Source organism: Bradyrhizobium septentrionale (assembly GCF_011516645.4).
In the GTDB taxonomy this organism is placed as follows: Bacteria; Pseudomonadota; Alphaproteobacteria; order Rhizobiales; family Xanthobacteraceae; genus Bradyrhizobium; species Bradyrhizobium septentrionale.
In genome coordinates, this window is record NZ_CP088285.1 from 7,382,806 (window position 1) to 7,402,537 (window position 19,732).

Here is a 19,732-nt window from a genome sequence, read left to right on the forward strand (position 1 = left end):
GCCGCCATTCACGGAAATCGGGTGGGAATATTCGCAAGCCGGCGCTAGTCACCTGTCCGTGTGCAGATGAGTGCCCGACATGCCTTCCGCCGACAACCGCATTGATAGCCGCGACTGGGGGCTGCTGGGCCTGCTGTCGGTGCTCTGGGGCGGCTCGTTCTTCTTCAACAGCGTGATCCTGCGCGAATTGCCGCCGCTGACCCTGGTGCTGCTCCGCGTCGTGCTCGGCACCGTCCTGCTGCTGCCGCTGCTGCGGGCCGCGAAGATCGAATGGCCGCGCGGCGTGTCCGGATGGGCGCCGTTTGTCGCGATGGGGCTGTTCAACAATGTGCTGCCGTTCTCGCTGATCGTGTTCGGGCAGACCTACATTCCGAGTGGCCTCGCCTCGATCCTCAATGCGACGACGCCGCTGTTTGCCGTGATCGTGATGGCGGCCGCCGGCGAGGAGCGGTTGCAGGCGCGCCGCGTGGCGGGCGTGGTGGTCGGCCTGATCGGGGTTGCGATCCTGCATGGCGACGCGCTTGGCTTCGAGAGCCGGCAGGGCATCGGCATCCTGCTGTGCCTCGCCGGCGCCTTCAGCTACGGCATCGCGGCGCTGGTCGGACGGCGGCTGCCACAGCGGGTGCCGCCCCTGGGCACGGCGACGTTCCAGATGATCGCATCGGCCGCGATGATGGCGCCCGTTGCTGGTGTGGTGGAGCGGCCGTGGCTGCTGCCGATGCCGCATCCGACCACATGGCTTGCCGTGCTCGGGCTCGCGGCGTTGTCGACGACGCTGGCTTACATCGTGTTCTTTCAGATCCTGCAGCGCTCCGGCGCGACCAATGTGATGCTGGTGACGCTGCTCATCCCGGTGACCGCGATGCTGCTCGGCACGCTCGTGCTCGGCGAGCCGGTCGCGCCGCGCGAGGTGATCGGTGCGCTCGTGATCGCCAGCGCGCTGCTCCTGATCGACGGCCGCGTGCTGGGCTGGTTCAGCCGCGCGCCTGCTTCCACGCCGCATTCCAGCCCGTGAAGCGGCCACTGTCGCGTTCGCCGCCGTGCCAGGCCGCGTAGGTGGTGCCGTCGTCGGCGACCAGCACCACGGCATCGAGCCCCTTGGAGCGGCGCAGCGTGTCGATCGCCTGCGCCGGCGTCTGTGCGATCGGGCCTGCGACGTTGAACGAGGTGTTGACCGACATCTCGACGCCAACGTGGCGGCCGAGCGCCTTCAGATAGGCATAGGTGAGGGGATCGTCGGTCTCGCGCACGATCTGGATGCGGCCGGTGCCGTCGGCATGCACCACCGCCGGAATCTTCGCACGCCCCTCCGGCTTCGAATGCGCCGTCAGCACCATGTAGTTATAGGCGTTGTAGTCGCCGTCGGACGCGCCGTCCTCCAGCTCGAAATAATCGCGCGCGGCTTGCAGCGTCGCCATCGGCGCCAAGGGCCGGATCGCCTCGCGATATTTGACGCGCTCGTTGAGCCGCTCGCGCACATGCGGGTCGCAGGGGTTGGCGAGGATCGAGCGATGGCCGAGCGCGCGCGGGCCGGTTTCGGCCGCGCCCTGATAGATCGCGATCACGCCGCCTTGCGCCACCATGCTGGCCATCAGGTCGGCAATCGCGTCACGGCCTTGCGGCGTCGAGACGTTGCCGATCTCCATCGAGGCGACGTCGTCGTTCTTGAGCGCAGTCGTGATATCGGCGTTCGAGGGCGGCAGCCCGCAATAGAATGCGTGCGACAGCGGCGCGCCGCGCGGAGCGCCCGCCATATGGGCGAACAGCCAGGCGGCGCCGATCGGCACGCCGGGATCGCCGGGCACCGGCGGCACCCACATGTGCAGCCGCGTCTTGCGCCCTTGCGCGCGCTCGAACCAGGCTTCATCGAAATGCTCGAGCAGACGCATGTTGCCGAGCGCGTTCAGCGCCACGCCGCCGGTCAGCACCAGGCGGTCGGTGCCGGTGACGCGCAAGAGATGATCGATGACGTGGATCATCGCGTCCTCGAACACCAATTGCGTCGCGGCGGCCTTGTCGAGCCGGTCCTTGGTGTCGGGACGATGATTGATGTCCTCGACGCGCAGCACGGCGTCGGGATTCCAGAGCTGGTCGGGGCGCAGCGGCGGGCCCAGGATATCGATCAGCGGCTGATGATAGGGATTGTCGGCGGGATCGGCATACCAGTTGGCCATCGCGCGATTGAGCCGCACGGTGCCGCCCGGCCCAAGCTGCAGCACCGCCTTGAGGCGCTGGTAATACGGATTGGTGGCGCGGTTCATGTCGCCCCAGGCAGCGGCGCCCATGTAGCGGCCCTCGCTGGACAGCCAGGTCCAGCCGCCCTGGCTTGACGAGATCACCGTGTAGAAGGCGCCGAGCGAGTCGAACAGGCTCTCGTTGCAATAGAGCTGCTTCATCTCGCCGTTCTCGGCGGCATAGAGCGAGATCGAGCCAACATCGCCGGTGCCGTCAAGCACCGCGATCGCAACGCATTCGCGCTGATCTGCGAACGGCGAGGCCGTGAACGAGTACCAGGCGTGATTGTCGTGATGCGGCATGCAGATCAGCGGCAATTGCTCGCCGAGCCCGTACATCCTGCCGAGCCGGCGTGACAGCCGCCGCACCTGATCGAGCTGCCGCAGACTGATCGCGGGCGCGATCGGGGCGCGCAGCAATTTAAGGCTCGCCGGCGCTTCCTCCAGCGAGGTGCGGATCAGCGTCGCCAGCAGCGCGGGATAGTCCCATGTCGTGACGAAGGCGGCGATGTCGCCGATATCACGGCCCATCCGCTGCAGCACCTTGCGCATGTCGTCGAGCGCATGCTGCGGAAACTCGTTGGTGTGCTTGTTGCCGGAGAAGCGCTCTTCCTCGTTGTTGACGATCAGCCGCGGTCCGTCCTTCTGGGTGACTTCGACCAGCGCAACGCCGGTGTTGTGCGTGCCGGGGCAGGCGAGGCCTGCGATGTAGATGGTCTCGCCGCGCTGCAGCCGTTCGCGGATCGAGGCGATCGTGCGCTGCGCGAACTCGCCGTTGGCCTTGTGCAGGCCACGCTTCGCCAGCACAGATTCGCCGAGGCGGCGCGTGATCTCATAGCCCGCGACCGCAACACGCGGATGCCGCGGACCGGTACGAATGTCCGGTTTACGCAATCAGAACGCCTCGACTCGTGAGCCCCAGATCGACCTTCAATCACAAATAGCGCCAGGCAACAATGCCGTTTCGCCCAACGGAAAAACCCAGCGCTTGCCAGCACATGCGTCTCTTGCGAGACTTGCCGCCAAAACCAACGACAAAAATCGGGGAGAAAACGATGCCGGCTCGTCTCGGATATATTGGCGCAATCGCGGCGTTCGCAAGTGCCGCACTGATCGCGACCTCGGCCACCGCGCAGAAGACATACGATCCCGGTGCGAGCGATGGCGAAATCAAGATCGGCAACATCATGCCATATAGCGGCCCGGCGTCGTCCTATGGCGTGATCGGCAAGACCGAGGCCGCGTTCTTCCGGATGATCAACGACCAGGGCGGCATCAACGGCCGCAAGATCAACTTCATCAGCTACGACGATGCCTATTCGCCGCCGAAGGCGATCGAGCAGGCGCGCAAGCTGGTCGAGAGCGACGAGGTGCTCCTGATCTTCCAGCCGCTCGGCACGCCGTCCAATTCGGCGATCATGAAGTACATGAATGCCAAGAAGGTGCCGCAATTGTTCGTCGCCTCCGGCGGCACCAAGTTCGGCGACCCCAGGAACTTCCCCTGGACGATGGGCTTTCAGCCCAACTACCAGAGCGAGGGACGCATCTACGCGAAATACATCCTCGACAAATTCCCGAACAGCAAGATCGCAGTGTTCTGGCAGAACGACGATGCCGGCAAGGATCAGTTCAAGGGCCTGAAGGACGGACTCGGCGACAAGGTCGGCATGATCATCGCCGACAAGTCCTACGAGGTCTCCGATCCCTCGATCGATTCGCAGATCGTCGCGCTGCACGATTCCGGCGCCGACATCTTCTTCTCCTGGGCGGCGCCGAAGGGATCGGCGCAGGCGATCCGCAAGGTCGGCGAGCTCGGCTGGAAGCCAAAGTTCTTCCTCGCCAACACCGCGACCTCGGTCGCCTCGGTGCTGAAGCCCGCCGGTCTCGAATTCTCCAAGGGCATCATCTCGACGTCCTATCTGAAGGACCCGACCGATCCGACCTGGGACAAGGATCCCCCCGTGCAGAACTGGCGCGCCTTCATGGACAAGTATTATCCCGATGGCGACAAGGGCAATGCCAACAACCTCTATGGCTATGTGCAGGCCGAGGCCATGGCGCAGGTGCTGAAGCAATGCGGTGACAATCTCACGCGCGAGAACGTCATGAAGCAGGCCGCCAATCTGAAGAACTTCCACTCCGACCTGATGCTGCCTGGCGTCATGGTCAACACCTCGCCCGACGACTACTTCCCGATCGAGCAGATGCAGCTGATGCGCTTCAATGGCGAGGCGTGGGAGCTGTTCGGCGACGTGATCACGGGCGAGGTCGGGCACGAGGCGACGCGGTAGGCGGTTGATCGCTATGAAGCCGGCGCTGGCTCGGCAAACACCACTGTCGTCCCGGCGAAAGCCGGGACCCATATCCGCAGCGGATGTAGTTGAGGGACTCGTCGTTCCAGCGTCGCACAACAATCGGCATTTGTGGTTATGGGTCCCGGGTCGCGCTACGCTTGCCCGGGACGACACCGAATATGTTGACGGCCTGTGAGTCACGAATATTTTTGCTGCGGGGGCTTGCGCCGTCGGGCAACTCGGTGATCCGTGTCGTCCGGCTCGTTCGCGCTATTCGCAATATCCCGACAGGATCAGGTTCAGCCAGGCGCTGCCTTGCACGCCGTTGACGCCCCACGCGGCCTCGATTGCCGGGACCTGCTGGCCGGTTTTGTCGCCGCAGCGTTTGCCGGTTGCGCGAGCAGCGCCGCAAGCGCTGCGGCAAGATGTACGCACGTTCACGTTGTCGCGCCTCGTGCACTCATCGCCCGCGTGCCGTGGCGCTGCCCGCCAAAATCTTCTTCGGTCGGCGGGCGCGCAGCGCCATGCCGCCGGCGACGCCGACGCCGATTACATACATCCAGCCTTCGTGAAAATCGGACAGATGCGAGTTGAGCAGCGAGCTCGTGATGTTCTGCACGACGACGGCAAGCCCGATCCAGCTCACGAGATCGCGGTTCACGAGATCGCGGCCGGTGAACAGGCGGATGTGGCTGGTCCACATCGCATAGAGCAACAAGATGCCGGCAAGGCCCCACTGGATCGCGACATTGAAGGTCTGGTTGTGCGGATTGTTGATCACCTCGGCCTGCAGGCCGGTCTGTCCGGCGGCATCCTGCGTGAACATGTGCTTGATCGCGCCGGTGCCGTGCCCGAGCCAGGGCGCCCCGGCGATGAATTTCAACGATTTCCGCCAATAGGTCAGCCGCTGCGCGGTGGAGGCGATGCCAGAGGTGTCGTGCGCGCGATACTCGATGCCGACGTCGGCGATGCGCTGACGCAGATAGGGGGAGGTGGTCCAGACCACGAGGCTCGCTGCGGCGACAGCGGCGAACAATAGCCGCGTGGCGCGCCGGGACAGGTGCAGCGAGGCGAACAGGATCAGGAGCACCGGCATGTAGACCAGCGCGGTCCGCGCCGAGACGACATAGAACATGTTGGCGAGGAACAGCAGGATCAGCGCGATGCAGCCTGCCGCGATGCGCCATTGCCGGGCCTGCAGCGCGGTCAAAGCCGGCAGCGCTAGCGCGAAGGCGCACAGCGCGAATTCCTGGCTCTGGTCGACATAGTTCTTGACCGGCACGCCGGCGGACGCGGTGTGCGCGAGCTTGAGCTGCGGCAGCGCCAGCACGACCCAGGACAGGATCATCATCAGCGTGCACGAGGCCAGAAAGGCAATGAAAACCCAGAGCCCGCGCTGCGAGCGCTGGAAGTAGCCGAGCAGGAACGGCAGCAGCAGCAGCTTGCTGAGCGGCTTGATGCCGTGCAGCCGTTCGGTCCAGTCCGCCTCCGACCAGGCCAGGCCGACCAGCGCGAGCGCGACCAATGCGATCGGCAACGCATGGGACGGCCGCGCAAGATCGAGAACGAATTGTTCCCAGTCGACGGTCGGGAGCACCGCGACAAGCCACAGCAGCATGAAGACGGCGAGCGCGGTGGTCGACCAGGGCAGCGACGCCGCGGCCAGCGCGATCATTGTATCGGTGGCGCGGAGATAGGCGACCGAGCCGGACCAGGCGCGGACACGGTCGCGCCACCGGATGGGCGGTTCGATGGCAAGGCCAATGGCGTCGGAATCGGTGGTCATGACCGGTCACACGCCGTGTGCGGTCGCGCTGTGGAATGTAGCCATCGCGGCGGACAGCGCCGCGGCGGCCGCCGCGACGTCAGGGGCAACCCGATGGGACAGCAGGTCGCGCGCCTGGGTATGATGGCCGAAGCGCTCGGCGAGCTCGGTCCGGCGCTCGCGGATCCGCTCGCGCCATTGCTCCTGCTGCGCCAGAACGCGCCGCACCGAGGCGCAGATCGATTCGGTCGAGAACGGATCGAAATAGTCTGCAAGCTCGCCCGCGACCTCGCGGAACACGGCAATATCGGAGCACAGCACGGGGGTATTGGCCGCAAATGCCTCGATGATCGGGACGCCGAAGCCCTCAGCGAGGCTCGGCATGATCAGGCCATGCGCGTCCGCGATCAGGGCCGCCTTCTCGTGCTCATCGACATAGCCGGAGAAGCGGACGTTCTTGGGCAGGTTGCGCGCCTGATTGGCGCCGCCGGCATAGCCGATCACGACGAGATCGGCCTCCGGCAGTTTGCGGAAGGCGCGGATGACGGCCGCGAGGTTCTTGCGCGGCTCATTCGAGACGATGACGACGAAGCTCGGCCGTGCCGGAACGGCGGTGGTCACCGGCGCAAGCGGCGCTTCCGCCACGTCGAAGCGGGTCCGCGGATAGACTACCCGCGCCGGAATGTGCGCATATTGCGGGAGCAGGGCGCGGAAGCGGTTCATGCTGTAGTTCGAGACGAAGGCGAGCTCGTCGGCCTGATGCACGCTGGTCAGGAGGCGCGACAGGAACAGGCGGGTCGCGATGTCATCCAGCTTGAGATCGGTGATCGGCAACAGGTCGTGGACCACGCAGATCACCTTGGCGTTCGGATGGCGCTTGATCGCAACCCGGGTCGGGGTGTCGATGAGAATGACGTCATAGTCGCGCGCATCAACCCGCGGCGGGGGCAGCCGGGTCAGGGCCGAGGTGTCCTGATAGCTGTAGAAGCCGGGCTCGAGCAGGAAATCGCGGAACAATTCGAGATGGCGCAAATCGGTCGGAATGTATTCGAGGCCCTCGGTCCGGTTCTCGATCAGCTTGACGCTGGTCGGCAGCAGACGAACCGAGCGCAGGAAGGCGATGATGAATTCAAGCGAGGTCGCCGCCTTGAGCTTGTGCTTGAACCAGTCGACGGTGCGGCGCAGGCCGCCGCGCATCATCGGCGAGTTCATGTCGGTTTCATCGAGGAAACGATAGAGCGCGAGCAGCTCGATCAGTCGCGAGTCCTCGGGCAGCAGGCGCGTCCGCTGCTGCCTGCGGCGCAGCTTCCGGTAGCGGCGCGTGGTCTCAACGACGAGCGTCAATTGATGACCGTCGCCGGCCAGCGAGCGGATCAATTCGCGCGTGAAGTGGAAGATGCCGCGCTTGTGGTTGGGTTCGCCAAGCGCCTCGCTGACGACCAGGATCTTTGTCATGCGCTGATTTCTCTGAGCTCGAGGTGATGCGGGACGGGAGCATCCAGCGCAACGGTGCTGGCGATGCGGCCGTGATCGAGATTGATGATGCTGGTGCAGGTCCGGCGCAGCAGCGCGTGGTCGTGCGAGGCGATGATCACGATCGCCGCGGTCTCGACCATCTTGCGCAGCCGCTGCTCCGCCTTGGCCGAGAAATTCTCGTCGACCACGCTGAGCCATTCGTCGAGCAGCAGGATGTCGGCGGGAAAGGCGGTTGCGGTCGCGAACAGCACGCGCATCAGCATGCCCGAGGAGAACATGCGCAGCGGCAGCCGCCGCATGCGCTCCTCCAGTTCGGTGAAGGCCCAGATGTCGTCGAGGATCGCCGGTGTCGGCTTGCGTCCCGAGATCCGCAGCAGCAGGTTGATATTATCGGCGGCGACGAAATCGAGATTGACGCCGGCCCCTAAGCCAAGCAGCGGCACGATGTTGCCGGAAATCTCGACCCGGCCGCTGGTCGCCGGAAAGACCCCGGCGATCAGCCGCAACAGCGTCGACTTGCCGGAGCCATTCGGCCCGGCAAGGCCGATGCGTGCGCCGGCTTTCGCGTCGATCGAGATGTTGTCGATCGCGCGGATGGTGCGCATCTCGCTGCTCTGGCGGAACAGTCGCCCGAGCACGCGGCGCTTCAGCGAGAAGTCGTAGGCGCCGTACAGCGGATAGTCGAGGCAGACGTCGCGGAGCTGGATGCTTGCCATGCCTAGATCCAGAACGCCGCTTTGCGCAGATGGGCGACGGTGACGGTCGCGGGGACCGCGAGCGCGGCGAGGCAGGCCAGCACGTAGATCACGCTGGTCGTCGCGACATGACCGGTCGCTAAGGGATCGCGCCAGATCGCGAACAGATGCGTCAGCGGATTGAGTCGCATCACCGTGGAGCCGCGATCGATCATCTCCTCTGTCCAGATGATCGGTGAGGCCAGGAATGCCAGGGTCAGCGAGGATTCAATGATCGGCTTGATGTCGCGGTAGCGCGTTGCCAGCGCGCCGAGCACGAGGCTCAGGGCCAGCGTGCAGACGACGAAGAGAGCAAGGCCGGGCAGGGCGGCGATGGCGCCGCCGACATCGCGGGGCGTCAGCGCCAGCCAGAGGATCAGCGGCACGACCGCGTTGTGGGCCGCGAACAGCGCCTGCCGGAAGGTACATTGCAGCAGGAAGACGACCGGCGGCAGCGCGCGATCCTTGATCAGGCTGGCCGAGTTCTGCAGTGCGGTGGTAGCGTCGAGCACGACGCTGTTGAGAAAGGTCCAGGCGGTGAGGCTCGCCGCGAGCATCGGCAACCGCGCCAGCGCGCTCGCGTTGGAGAGATGGCCGATGACCGAGCCGAGAACGGCCACCATGATCGCCATCTGGATCGACATCCAGAAGGGTCCAAGGAGGGAGCGGACGTAGCGATGGCGCACGTCGGACCAGGCCAGTGCTGCCGCGATCTGGATCGCCCCGACGAGACCGGCCGTTTGGGGACGCGAGGCTGGGGCTGGTGAACCTGCGTCCTTTGCGGTGGCCTCGTCGGTAACGACCTTGCGGTACACTGTCTCGACTCCCTCCTTGAAGGCTGTGGTTGAGTATTTCGTCATGGCGCGATGGCGCGCGGCCTGGCCCATGTGGCGGCGCCGCTCGGGATCGTTGATCAAGGTCTCGATGGCGTCGGCGAGCGCTGCGGCGTCACCGGGCGGCACCGTGATGGCCTCGAGGCCGTGGCGGGCGACATGCGGAACGCCGGTGTCGAGCGCGGTGTTGACGATGGGGCGGCTCGCGGCCATCGCCTCGAGCTGCACCAGCCCGAAGGTCTCCGCATTGGTCACCGACGGCATCACGAAGACGTCGGCGATGCGCATCAGCTTGACGCGTTCGCTCTCGGACACCGAGCCGAGCAGGCGGACGCGGTCCTGCAGGCCGTAGTCGCGGATCAACTGCTCCAGATTGTCTCGCTCGCGGCCCTCGCCGACGATCCAGACCTCGAAATTGCGGGCGTGCGCCGCGCGCACCAGCACGTCAAAGCCCTTGTAGGGCACCAGCCGTCCGCAGGCGAGCACCAGGCGGCCGCGTGCGTTGACGTCATCCGGCTGGGCGGCCGGCCGGTCATATTTCGCAACATCCACACCAAATGGAACGGCGTGGCATTTGTCGGAGAATTCCTGCAGCAGCGGCGTGGTCTCGAGCAGCACCGGATCGGAGACGATGATCGCGGCGGCGCGACGCAACGTCCGTCGCATCAACGGTTCGACGAGGAAGCGCAGGGCCGCGTGCGAGACGATGTCGGCGTGCCAGTGCACCACCAGCGGACGCGCGCGGCCGAGCCCGAGCGCGAACACGAGGTCGGCGAGCGGGAAGGGGGCGTGCAGCGCCAGCAAATCGTGCTCGCCGATGCGGCGCCACAGCCGCCACGGATAAGTCGGCGCGGCCGGCAGCGACAGCACGTCGCCGAACGAGTGCACGCGCTCGACGGCGACGTCGTTGACCACGATCTGCCGCTCGCCGCCGGAGCGCGAGCAAACCAATACCGCGGCGTTGAAGGTGTCCTTCAGGCCGGCGCAGATGTCGCGGATGACCGTCAGCGTGCCGCCGAACAGGTCGGGGTAGTAGACCTTGAAGATGTGCAGCACCGAGGGGCGCCGGACCGGCGCGTTGACAACAATCATGGGCGGCTCGATCCGGATCATGCTGCGAACAGGGCGACGACGAACGGCAGCGCCAGCGCGGTGAAGAACACCAGCGAGCGCAGCAGCGCCGGAAACACCGGCTCGATCGGGCCGCAGGGCACCTGCGGCGTGAAGCGGAGTGTGTTGGCGGCGAACCGACCGGGTTCGCAAGACGAACCGGGGTAGCGGACCGAACGAAGAGACATTGCGTCGGATTCCCTGCTGAATGGATTCTGGATACGTGGGAAAATTGCACACGTCAATGGCGTCGGACTAAAATGTGGGATTATGTCCCACGTGTGGCGGTGGATAACCTTTTTGAAGGAGGGGAAACGCGGCCGCGTGACGTCACGGTCGCGCCACGACGGCGCGAGGTGGGCGAGCTGACGAGGAAATGAGCAGAGCTATCGCGTGCAACAGGCGAACGCCGATCGTCATGCCCGGGGACATGACGAGCTTATGGAGCAGGCGTCAGGCCGGTTCGGCCGTGCTGCGTGCGGCGGATGGCTGCAACTGGCGGCGGATGGCGGCGATGTCGAAATGGATCCGCTCGGGCAGCATCGCGGCGGCGGGCCGCTGCAGATCCTGTTCGATCACGACGCGCTTGCCGCCATCCGATGTCAGCGCGATCGAGATCGACTGCGCCCGCGGCTCGGCGGAGAGGCCGGCATGCGCGCGGCAAGCATATTCGCCGGCACGCAAGGCGCCAAAACCGAAGGCGAGCAGGCGGCCATAGATGTACAGCGCCACCAGGTCGGTTTCGTCGAAGCGGCGGGGCGAGCCGGGCACAACACCCGGCAGGCAGGGATAGCTGCCCGCCATCACCGTCGCCACGAACTCCTCGTAGGGAACCTGGGCGATCCGGCAGGCTTCCGCGATCGCAAGGTCGAATCGGGCAGGCGTCATGGAGCGGTCCGTAGCGATGGCGCAGCGCCACGTACCGTGACGTCAGCGCCCGCAAGCGCGGATTGTGTCCGGAGGTGACTTCATTTCCCATAAGTGGGAAAATGTCACACGTCAAGTGGAGTGGGATTGTGTCCCACGCGACGGACGGCTAAAACTTGGGCATGAATGCCAAAGTCCCGAAGCCGAAGCCGGCATCATCAGCGCCGATCGCCGCAGCCAAGCTGCATTCGCCGCTGGCGCGGATGCTGCGTCCGCTGGTCCGGCTTTGCATCCGCGGCGGCATGACATTTCCGGCGCTGACCCAGCTATTGCGCGAGCTCTATGTCAACGTCGCCGAGCACGATTTCGCGCTCGAAGGCAAGGAGCAGACCGACAGCCGCGTCAGCCTGCTGACCGGCATCCACCGCAAGGAGGTGGCGCGGCTGCGCGGCGCCGGCGCGCCGGTCAATGCGGTGCCGGCGACGCTGTCGCGCACCAGCGCGATCATCGCGCGCTGGCTGGCCGCGCCTGAATTCACCGACGCCAACGGCGATCCGCTGCCGCTGCCGCGCACGGCGGATGGCGGCGCGCCGTCGTTCGAGTCGCTGGTCGAATCGATCACCAAGGACGTGCGGCCGCGTGCGGTGCTGGACGAATGGCTCGACCGCAAGCTCGTCACCATCAACGACGATGACGAGATCGTGCTGGTCGAGGAGGCCTTCGTCCCGCATGGCGACGACGACCGCAAATGGCACTATCTCGGCCGCAACTTGCACGACCATGTCGCGGCCGCCGAGATGAACGTGTCGTCGGCGACACCGCGCTTCCTCGAACGCGCGGTGCATTATGACGGGCTGTCGGCGAAACTGGCGAAGCGGCTCGAGGGCCGCTCGCGTGAGCTCGCGATGGAGGCGCTGAAGGTCGCCAACCGCGAGGCCAACCGCGCTTTGGTCAAGGACAAGGGTGGCGACTATCGCTGGAATTTCGGCATCTACATCTATCGCGAGGGCCCGGACGGTCCGGTCGATGACGATGCGGACGAAGGCGGCGCGTCATGAGGCGCCCGCCCGTCATCTCGCGCCGCGCGCTGCTTGCAGCGTTCTGGCTCGCCGGAACGTCGCTCGCGGGCGCGCAAGGCAGGAAGCGCGGCAGCGACCAGGGCATCGGCGGCACCGGGATCACCGGCTCGGATCAGGGCATCGGCGGCACCGGCATCGTCGGCGTGATCCAGCGTTTCGGCTCGATCTATGTCAACGGTGAGCGGGTCGCCTACGCGGCCGACGTGCCCGTGCGGATCGACGGCGAGGCGGCGAGCGCGAAGGCGCTGCGGATCGGACAGCTCGCGCGCGTGGTGGCGCAGCGCGATGCCGGCGGCGCGCTGTCGACCAAACGCATCGATGTGACGAGCGAGGTGACCGGGCCGGTCGAGCGCATGAAGCCGGGCGAGCTGACGGTGCTCGGCCAGAAGGTCGCCTGGAGCGGCGGCGAGAGCTGGCTGAAGCCGGGCGCGCATGTCGCCGTGTTCGGATTGCGCCGCACTGACGGCGTCGTCGTCGCGAGCCTGGTGCAGCAGCACAGCGCCGGCGCGACACATGTCACCGGGCCGTTGGAGCGCGACCGCTCCGGGGCGTTGCGCATCGGCGATCTCAAGCTGACCGGCGTCAACGCCGCGCTCGCCGGCCAGCGCGTCTATGCCGAGGGCCAGGTCGCGCAGGGCGTGATGCAGGTCGCACGCAGCCGGGCCGACGATTTCTCCGATCTCGCCGGCGCCAACCGGCTGCTGATCGAGGCCTATGTGCGGCGGGTCGGCAATGATCTGCAGCTCGGCTCCGGCTTCGTCGCGCGCGATCATTCGCGCTTCTCGCCGGCTCCCGATACGCGCGTGGTCGTCAACGCGCAGCTGTCGGGCACGCGCGAGCTGCGCGTCGAATCGGTGCAGTCGGTTGGCAAGTTCCCGGGCTCCTCGGTACGGAGTCCCGGCACGCCCGGACGTGGATCCGGTGGCGGCGGACCCGGACCAGGACATGGTCCCGGCGGGCCCGGTGGTCCTGGTGGCGGTCCCGGCGGTGCGCCTCCGGGTTCGTCCGGCGGACTGCCGCCGGGCGGCGGTTCTGCGCCCAATCCGGCCACGGGTGGATCAACCGGTCCGGAGCCCGGCGGCGGCTTTGGGGCACCCGGCGGCGGACCGCCGGGTGGCATGGGCGGCGGCCGGCGCTGACGCCGCAAACGAGATCGGCGCAAGCGGGGCCGCTTGCGCCGATGTTCAGATCATTGTCGAGAGACGGAGCTAGCCCGCGCTGAGGCGGACGCCGGCGCGGAGGAATTTCTGCGGATCGACCGCTTCGCCGTCGATCCGGGTTTCGTAGTGCAGATGCGGACCGGTGGAGCGGCCGGTGGAGCCGACGGCGCCGATTACCTGGCCGATCTTGACGGTGTCACCGACCTTGACGCCGATCTCGGAGAGATGGCCGTAGCGGGTCGAAAGGCCGTTGCCGTGATCGACCTCGACCATGCGGCCATAACCGCCGGCCCAGCCCGCCGACACCACCTTGCCGTTGGCGGTGACGCGCACCGGATCGCCCTGGGCGGCGCGGAAGTCGAGCCCGGTGTGCATCGCCGGCCGGCCGAGGAAGGGATCAGAGCGCACGCCGAAGCCGCTGGTGAACTCGACTTCGCCGACGACCGGCTTGCGATAGGGCACCAGCGCCAGCGTCTGGTTCAGCCGCTGCATCTGGGCGCGGTTGATGTTGATGCGATAGAGCTGGCGCTCGAACGCGCCGGCGTCGGCAGAGAGTTTCACAGGGACAAAGGGCCCGCCCATGCCGGAGCGCGGCGTCGCCGCTTCGAGCTGCGCCATGTTGAGGCCGAGGTCGGAGATCACGCCGCGCATCCGGCGCACCCGCGATTCGATGCCGTCCTCGACCGAAGACAGCGCGGCGACCTGGCGCCGCTCCACCTGGTCAAGCGAGGTCTGCAGACGGACCAGGACGTTGTCGACGCCCTGCGCCTTGGCGAACTGGTTCGGCTGCGCCTTGGCGATCAGCGGTGCGCGCGATTCCAGCCGCGCCTCGCGATCCGGCGGTGCCACGAAGATCACGGTGTCGCTGATCGGCGAGGGTTTTGGCGCGCCGGAGGAGGGCGCCTGCTCGGCGCGGCCCTGCGGCTTGATCGATCCAGTCGAGGTGGCATCGGGCATCGCGCCGAGCGCGGTGGCGCGCGATTCCAGCGTCGACTGCCGCTTCATGATCTGATCGAGCTTCTGGTCGAACTGCTCCTGGTCGAGCAGCTGGCGGCTGGTGGTGCGATCGACCTTGGCGCGCAGCTCGGAGATGCGGTCCTCATAGGCGTATTGCATCTCGGCCTGGCGCGCGATCAGCCGGGTCAGGACGTCGTCACGGAATGCGAAATAGGTCGCGGTCGCCGCCGACCACATGCCGAGCAGGACCACGGTGCCGACCGCGATCCAGAACACGACCGGCCCGAACCGGACCTGCTTGCCGGCGTGGACAATGGTGTAGCCTTCGCCGGCGGCCGCCACCGCTGCTGCCGGAGCGGCGTACTGCGCTGCCGGACGGCGTGCGGGCGTCCGGCCATGGTCCTGCGGATGATGGTGTTTCTGGTATTCCTGGTGATGACCGGACCGGCTCGACATCGGTACTCCCGCGGCCGGTCGGACCAAGCTCCGTACGGCTAATTTGCGGGGCGATTTGAGCCCGGTATGGTTAATTTTCAGGAAACGGAACCCCTCCCGTCAGAGCGACCGGGCGGCCTCCAGTACCGCTTCGGCATGGCCGTCGACCTTCACATGGCGCCAGATCCGGGCGACTTTTCCGCCGGCATCCACCAGAACCGTGGTGCGAATAATTCCCATGAAGGTCCTGCCATACATGGATTTTTCGCCCCAGGCGCCATACGCCTCCAGCATCTGATGGGCAGGATCCGAGACCAGCGGCACGGACAGCTGGTGTTTGTTTCGAAATGACTCCTGTGCCTTAACCGTATCGGCGGATATGCCGACCACCTCGGCACCCGTCGCGGCGAACTCGCTTTTGAGCCGGGTGAAGTCGATCGCCTCGCGGGTGCAGCCGGGGGTGTCGGCGCGGGGATAGAAGAACAGCACCAGCTTCTTGCCGGCGAAATCCTTTAGCGAAACGGTGTCGCCCCCGTCGCGCGGCAGGCTAAAGGCGGGTGCCGCGGCGCCTTCGGCAAGTGTGACGGCGGACGGCTTGGTCACTGACGCGGTCGGCTCACGCTTTAACGGTTTCGATGCAGGCTTGTGCGAGGCTTTGCTTCGAACACCCGCCGCGGTCCTGGTCTTGGTTGTTTTGGCGGCTGCCTTTTTCGCAGCTGTTGTGCGGGTTTTGGTCGCGGACTTCCCAGTGCTTGCGCTGGCGGCGCGCGCAACCTTTGTTGCGACCCGCTTTCCGGTTGTGTTGGAGGATTTCTTGCGCGTTTTCTTGGACATACGCCTTCCTTTCGTCGCTTTCCGAGGCTCAACCATTGAGGTATTGCGGGTCTCATTCGCGGCGGCCGGATTCGCATCGGCCGCTGGGCAAGTTTGATGGCCACGGAGTATGGTGACAAGGAATTCGACGCGTTACCCGTCCGCTTGCTGAATTGGCTTTTGTTTGGGTTGTTTGGTCCGTTCTTTTTGGTCCGTACTTGGGGCCATCGGCGAGTAACATGATTAGGCGAGGATAGGCGGCGATGCCGGCACAGGAGCGCTCGATACGAATCGACGGGCGTCCTGATGGCGGCGATCAGCTTCGCCGTCAGCACCGAGAGGCAATGGCAAGGAAAACGTCGCCGCAGGGTCCAAATCCGCGCGCCGGGGCTGACTTCTCGCAATGGGAAGACGACGCCGCGTGGGACGAGCAGGATGAGGCGGCGGGCCACCGTGCGCGGCAATTGCTGTCGCGTTCCAATGGCAACCTGCATCGCTTCACCGACTTTTGCTCCGGCATGCAGCGCTGGCTGAACGGCGGGCGCTGGATTCGTCGCATCGGATTGGTCCTCGCGGTGCTCGTCGTGATCTTCGCGACCTGCTTCGCCGCGTTGTGGTGGCGGCTCGGCGCCGGTCCGATCAATCTCGACATGGCAACGCCGTGGCTTGCCGCGGCGATCGAGGAAAATATCGGCCACGGCAACACCGTCGAGGTCGGCGGAACCCAGATCGAGCGCGCCGGCCGCGTCAGGATCGCGGTGCGCATCCGCGACATCATCGTCCGCGACCGCGACCATGCGATCGTCGCGAGTGCGCCGAAGGCCGAGGTGCGGTTGTCGGGTACGGCGCTGCTGATGGGGCAGTTGCGGGCGGAGAGCCTCAACCTGGTCGATGCGGAGCTGTCGGTCCGCATCACGCCCGATGGCTATGTGACCGTATCCACCGGCGATACCGCCAAGCCGCTTGCCACCGGCGTTGCCTCCAAGAAGGAGGCGGGCATGCCGCCGACATTCCCGCGTCCGCTGCCCGCCGTACCATTGCCCGCAGTGCCGTCGCCGCCGGTTGCCTCCGAGCCTTCGGCGGCCGCGCAGGAATCGGCCCAGAACGGACTGCTCGCCGGTCTCGACTGGCTGGACAGTCTCAGCCTGACCGGCCTCGACGGGCAGAACCTCAACGAGATCGGCCTGAAGAACGGCAATCTCGTCGTCGACGACCAGCAGCGCGGCAACAAATGGAGTTTTGAGAATATCAGCCTGAGCCTGCGGCGACCGAGCGGTGGCGGCGTCGCGCTCAGTTTTGGCGAGGAGGGCGCCAAGCCCTGGTCGGTGCGCATGGTGATCGGGCCGCAGACCAACGGCGTGCGCTCGGTCGACATCAAGGCCGACAAGGTCTCCACCAGCAACATCCTGCTCGCGCTCCGGACCAAGGACCTGACCTACACCGCCGACCTGCCGTTATCGGGCGAATTGAAAGGCGAGCTCGGCCGCGACGGCCTGCCGACCTACTTCCGCGGCAAGGTCAATGTCGGCGCCGGCAACATCATCGACACCGACACGCCCGACTATCCGATGCCGGTCGATTCGGCCGAGATGAGCGTCGAATGGGATTCGGGGCGGCGCGTGCTGCTGGCGCCGATCAAGATCGTCTCCGGCGCCAACCGCATCACGCTGCTCGGCCATCTCGAACCACCGAACGACAATGTCACGGACTGGCAGGCCGGTCTGTCGGGCGGCACCATCGTGCTGGCCGACGCCGACAAGAATGAGCCGCCGCTGATCTTCAATCGCATCAACATCGGCTTTCGGTTCGACACCGACAAGAAGCGCGTGCTGCTGACCCAGGCCGACATTTCCAATGGCGAGATCGGCGTCGCCGGCACCGGCAGCATCGATTATTCCGGCGAGCCGCGGTTGCAACTCGGCTTCGCCGGCACGCCGATGTCGGCCTCCGCCCTGAAGCGGATGTGGCCGGTCATCATCGTGCCCGAGGTGCGCGAATGGGTGCTCGAGCGGATCGACCGCGGCACGCTCCAGCGCATCGATGTCGGGGTCAACTCGCCGGTTCACAATCTGTCCCGCAAGGGACCGCCTATTCCGGATGATGGCCTCTCGGTCAACATTGTCGCCTCTGGAGTCACGGTGCGTCCGGTGGACAAGATGCCTGCGGTGCATGATGCGGACCTGAAGGCGAGGGTCACCGGCCGCACCGCGACCGTGACCATCAACCAGGGCATCGCCGACACGCCGGCGGGCCGCAAGATCACGCTGTCGGACTTTACCTTCGAGGTGCCGGACATGGCGCCCAAGCCGTCGCCGTCGAAGGTCAAGTTCCGGGTCGACTGCCCGGTGCCGGCCGCCGCCGAAATCCTCGCATCCGACCGGCTCAGCGATCTCTCCGGTCCGCCGATCGATCCCAACGCCTCTAAGGGCAACGTCACGGCCACGATCAATCTCGGCATGCCTGTGAAGGGCGAGCTGACCAAGGCCGATACGCAATATTCCGTCACCGCCGACATTGCCGGTGTTGCCGTCGACAAGCTGGTGATGAACCAGAAGCTCGAGGCCAATACGCTGAAGGTGATCGCCAGCAATGCCGGCTTCCAGGTCAAGGGCGACGTCAAGATCAACGGACAGGCGGCGTCGCTCGACTACCGCAAGCCGGCCGACGGCGACGCCGACGTCAAGCTGCAGGCGACGCTGGATGACGCGAGCCGCGCGCGCCTCGGGCTCGATCTCGGGCCGGCGGTCTCGGGCGCAATCCCGATCAAACTGAGCGGCAAGATCGGCAGCGGCGACAACCCGACCACCAAGATGGGCGTCGAGGCTGATCTCACCCAGCTCAAGCTCGACAACATCCTGCCGGGTTGGGTCAAGGCACAGGGCAGGGCCGGCAAGGCGACCTTCAACGTGGTGCCGAAGGGACAATCGACCCGGTTCGAGGACATCTCGATCGAAGGCAGCGGCGTGTCGATCAAGGGCGCGCTCGAGGTCGACCAGAACGGCGACCTGATGAATGCGAACTTCCCGACTTACGCGCCGTCGGAAGGCGACAAGACATCGTTGCGGGCCGATCGCGGTCCCGACGGCGTGATCAAGGTGACGATCCGCGGCGACGTGTTCGACGGCCGCGGCTTCCTGAAATCGGCGATCTCCGGCCGCGACAGCGATCCCAAGAGCAAGACCAAGACCACCGATTTCGATGCCGATCTGAAACTCGGCGCGGTGGCCGGCTTCAACGGCGAGGCGATGCGCGGCGTCGACGCCAAGATCTCGCGCCGCAACGGGTACTTCAAGGCGTTCACGCTGGCCGGCAAGGTCGGCGGCCAAGCTACCCCCGTCAGCGTCGACTTGCGGCGCCAGCAGGCACGGGAAGTGATCTATCTGCAAACCGGCGACGCCGGCGCGCTGCTGCGCTTCATCGATACCTATTCCAAGGTGGTCGGCGGTCAGCTCATGCTGGCGTTGGAGCCGCCGACACCGGATCAGGGTCCCAAGGACGGCCTGATCACTATTCGCGACTTCTCGGTGAAGGGCGAAGCCCAGCTCGACCGCGCGGTCGCTGGCGGGCCGATCAGCACCCAGAACGGCATTGGGTTCGACGCGCTGCGCGCCGAGTTCACGCGCCAGAGCGGCCAGCTTTCGATCCGCGACGGCGTGGTCAAGGGACCGAGCATCGGCGCCACCATCAAGGGCAGCATCGACTATGTCGGCAACCAGGTGCGGATGAACGGCACCTTCATTCCGATGTACGGCTTGAACAACATGTTCGGACAGATCCCGTTCTTCGGGATATTCCTCGGCGCCGGCAGCAATGAGGGGCTGATCGGCGTCACCTATGAGGTGGTCGGCACGCCGAACCAGCCGGTGCTGCGCGTCAACCCGATCTCGGCGCTGGCACCCGGGTTGACGCGGAAGATCTTCGACTTCAATCAATACAATCCGACCGATCTGCCGCCGACGAACAACTAGCGTCGAC

15 protein-coding genes are annotated in these 19,732 nt (G+C 66.0%); 5 read left to right on the plus strand and 10 right to left on the minus strand.

The window, feature by feature from the left end:
* The first annotated feature begins 79 nt into the window (after window positions 1-79).
* Window positions 80-1,015 carry a DMT family transporter gene (locus HAP48_RS36870; RefSeq protein WP_166204681.1) on the plus strand — a complete coding sequence of 312 codons (936 nt, stop codon included), beginning with the start codon at window positions 80-82 and terminating at the stop codon, window positions 1,013-1,015.
* On the opposite strand, the gene HAP48_RS36875 is transcribed toward HAP48_RS36870, so the two are convergent.
* On the minus strand, window positions 975-3,128 hold the full coding sequence (locus HAP48_RS36875) for a carbamoyltransferase C-terminal domain-containing protein (RefSeq protein ID WP_166204682.1): 2,154 nt from the start codon (window positions 3,126-3,128) through the stop codon (window positions 975-977). The genes HAP48_RS36870 and HAP48_RS36875 overlap by 41 nt on opposite strands.
* A 161-nt stretch (window positions 3,129-3,289) precedes the next feature.
* Here HAP48_RS36875 and HAP48_RS36880 point away from each other — a divergent pair, with 161 nt between their 5' ends.
* Entirely contained in the window at window positions 3,290-4,525 is a 1,236-nt protein-coding gene (locus HAP48_RS36880) for an ABC transporter substrate-binding protein (protein ID WP_166204683.1), read from the plus strand.
* A gap of 273 nt (window positions 4,526-4,798) precedes the next feature.
* Here the strand turns inward: HAP48_RS36880 and HAP48_RS36885 are convergent, their stop codons facing one another.
* The 7 genes from HAP48_RS36885 to HAP48_RS36915 all read right to left on the minus strand — a co-directional run bounded on the left by HAP48_RS36885 (window position 4,799) and on the right by HAP48_RS36915 (window position 11,334).
* A complete protein-coding gene (locus HAP48_RS36885) occupies window positions 4,799-4,969 on the minus strand; it encodes a hypothetical protein (RefSeq protein WP_166204684.1) in 171 nt (56 codons plus the stop codon).
* Window positions 4,970-4,988: 19 nt separating this feature from the next.
* Window positions 4,989-6,314 (minus strand): O-antigen ligase family protein, encoded by a 1,326-nt coding sequence (locus HAP48_RS36890; protein WP_166204685.1) that lies wholly within the window; start codon window positions 6,312-6,314, stop codon window positions 4,989-4,991.
* A gap of 6 nt (window positions 6,315-6,320) precedes the next feature.
* Window positions 6,321-7,748, minus strand: coding sequence for a glycosyltransferase family 4 protein (locus tag HAP48_RS36895; protein WP_166204686.1), 1,428 nt, complete (start codon window positions 7,746-7,748; stop codon window positions 6,321-6,323).
* Window positions 7,745-8,485 (minus strand): ABC transporter ATP-binding protein, encoded by a 741-nt coding sequence (locus HAP48_RS36900; protein ID WP_166204687.1) that lies wholly within the window; start codon window positions 8,483-8,485, stop codon window positions 7,745-7,747. The genes HAP48_RS36895 and HAP48_RS36900 overlap by 4 nt, the downstream gene beginning before the upstream one ends.
* A gap of 2 nt (window positions 8,486-8,487) precedes the next feature.
* Window positions 8,488-10,428 (minus strand): glycosyltransferase, encoded by a 1,941-nt coding sequence (locus HAP48_RS36905; RefSeq protein ID WP_224496757.1) that lies wholly within the window; start codon window positions 10,426-10,428, stop codon window positions 8,488-8,490.
* 17 nt (window positions 10,429-10,445) lie between these two features.
* Window positions 10,446-10,634, minus strand: coding sequence for a hypothetical protein (locus HAP48_RS36910; RefSeq protein WP_166204689.1), 189 nt, complete (start codon window positions 10,632-10,634; stop codon window positions 10,446-10,448).
* Window positions 10,635-10,899: 265 nt separating this feature from the next.
* Window positions 10,900-11,334, minus strand: a complete 435-nt coding sequence (locus HAP48_RS36915) for a hypothetical protein (protein WP_166204690.1) — start codon at window positions 11,332-11,334, stop codon at window positions 10,900-10,902.
* A 161-nt stretch (window positions 11,335-11,495) separates the two neighbouring features.
* Here HAP48_RS36915 and HAP48_RS36920 point away from each other — a divergent pair, with 161 nt between their 5' ends.
* Both HAP48_RS36920 and HAP48_RS36925 read left to right on the plus strand, forming a co-directional pair.
* A complete protein-coding gene (locus tag HAP48_RS36920) occupies window positions 11,496-12,371 on the plus strand; it encodes a DUF6502 family protein (protein WP_166204691.1) in 876 nt (291 codons plus the stop codon).
* Window positions 12,368-13,531 (plus strand): DUF5666 domain-containing protein, encoded by a 1,164-nt coding sequence (locus tag HAP48_RS36925; RefSeq protein WP_166204692.1) that lies wholly within the window; start codon window positions 12,368-12,370, stop codon window positions 13,529-13,531. The genes HAP48_RS36920 and HAP48_RS36925 overlap by 4 nt, the downstream gene beginning before the upstream one ends.
* Before the next feature lie 69 nt (window positions 13,532-13,600).
* Here HAP48_RS36925 and HAP48_RS36930 read toward each other — a convergent pair whose 3' ends face one another.
* Complete coding sequence (locus HAP48_RS36930; RefSeq protein WP_166204693.1) at window positions 13,601-14,965, minus strand: M23 family metallopeptidase; 1,365 nt, start codon at window positions 14,963-14,965, stop codon at window positions 13,601-13,603.
* A gap of 99 nt (window positions 14,966-15,064) precedes the next feature.
* Window positions 15,065-15,778 carry a peroxiredoxin gene (locus HAP48_RS36935; protein ID WP_166204694.1) on the minus strand — a complete coding sequence of 238 codons (714 nt, stop codon included), beginning with the start codon at window positions 15,776-15,778 and terminating at the stop codon, window positions 15,065-15,067.
* A gap of 242 nt (window positions 15,779-16,020) precedes the next feature.
* On the opposite strand from HAP48_RS36935, the gene HAP48_RS36940 reads away from it, so the two are divergent.
* The gene (locus tag HAP48_RS36940) at window positions 16,021-19,725 is read left to right on the plus strand and encodes a DUF3971 domain-containing protein (RefSeq protein ID WP_166204695.1); all 3,705 of its coding nucleotides are present in this window, start codon (window positions 16,021-16,023) and stop codon (window positions 19,723-19,725) included.
* Window positions 19,726-19,732: the final 7 nt, after the last annotated feature.

Excerpts from the sequence above, each read along its gene's own strand:
- HAP48_RS36900 (WP_166204687.1), bottom strand. The coding sequence starts at position 8,485 with ATGGCAAGCATCCAGCTCCGCGACGTCTGCCTCGACTATCCGCTGTAC.
- HAP48_RS36940 (WP_166204695.1), top strand. The coding sequence starts at position 16,021 with ATGCCGGCACAGGAGCGCTCGATACGAATCGACGGGCGTCCTGATGGC.
- HAP48_RS36895 (WP_166204686.1), bottom strand. The coding sequence starts at position 7,748 with ATGACAAAGATCCTGGTCGTCAGCGAGGCGCTTGGCGAACCCAACCAC.
- HAP48_RS36920 (WP_166204691.1), top strand. The coding sequence starts at position 11,496 with ATGAATGCCAAAGTCCCGAAGCCGAAGCCGGCATCATCAGCGCCGATC.
- HAP48_RS36930 (WP_166204693.1), bottom strand. The coding sequence starts at position 14,965 with ATGTCGAGCCGGTCCGGTCATCACCAGGAATACCAGAAACACCATCAT.
- HAP48_RS36935 (WP_166204694.1), bottom strand. The coding sequence starts at position 15,778 with ATGTCCAAGAAAACGCGCAAGAAATCCTCCAACACAACCGGAAAGCGG.
- HAP48_RS36905 (WP_224496757.1), bottom strand. The coding sequence starts at position 10,428 with ATGATTGTTGTCAACGCGCCGGTCCGGCGCCCCTCGGTGCTGCACATC.
- HAP48_RS36925 (WP_166204692.1), top strand. The coding sequence starts at position 12,368 with ATGAGGCGCCCGCCCGTCATCTCGCGCCGCGCGCTGCTTGCAGCGTTC.
- HAP48_RS36910 (WP_166204689.1), bottom strand. The coding sequence starts at position 10,634 with ATGTCTCTTCGTTCGGTCCGCTACCCCGGTTCGTCTTGCGAACCCGGT.
- HAP48_RS36880 (WP_166204683.1), top strand. The coding sequence starts at position 3,290 with ATGCCGGCTCGTCTCGGATATATTGGCGCAATCGCGGCGTTCGCAAGT.
- HAP48_RS36870 (WP_166204681.1), top strand. The coding sequence starts at position 80 with ATGCCTTCCGCCGACAACCGCATTGATAGCCGCGACTGGGGGCTGCTG.
- HAP48_RS36915 (WP_166204690.1), bottom strand. The coding sequence starts at position 11,334 with ATGACGCCTGCCCGATTCGACCTTGCGATCGCGGAAGCCTGCCGGATC.
- HAP48_RS36890 (WP_166204685.1), bottom strand. The coding sequence starts at position 6,314 with ATGACCACCGATTCCGACGCCATTGGCCTTGCCATCGAACCGCCCATC.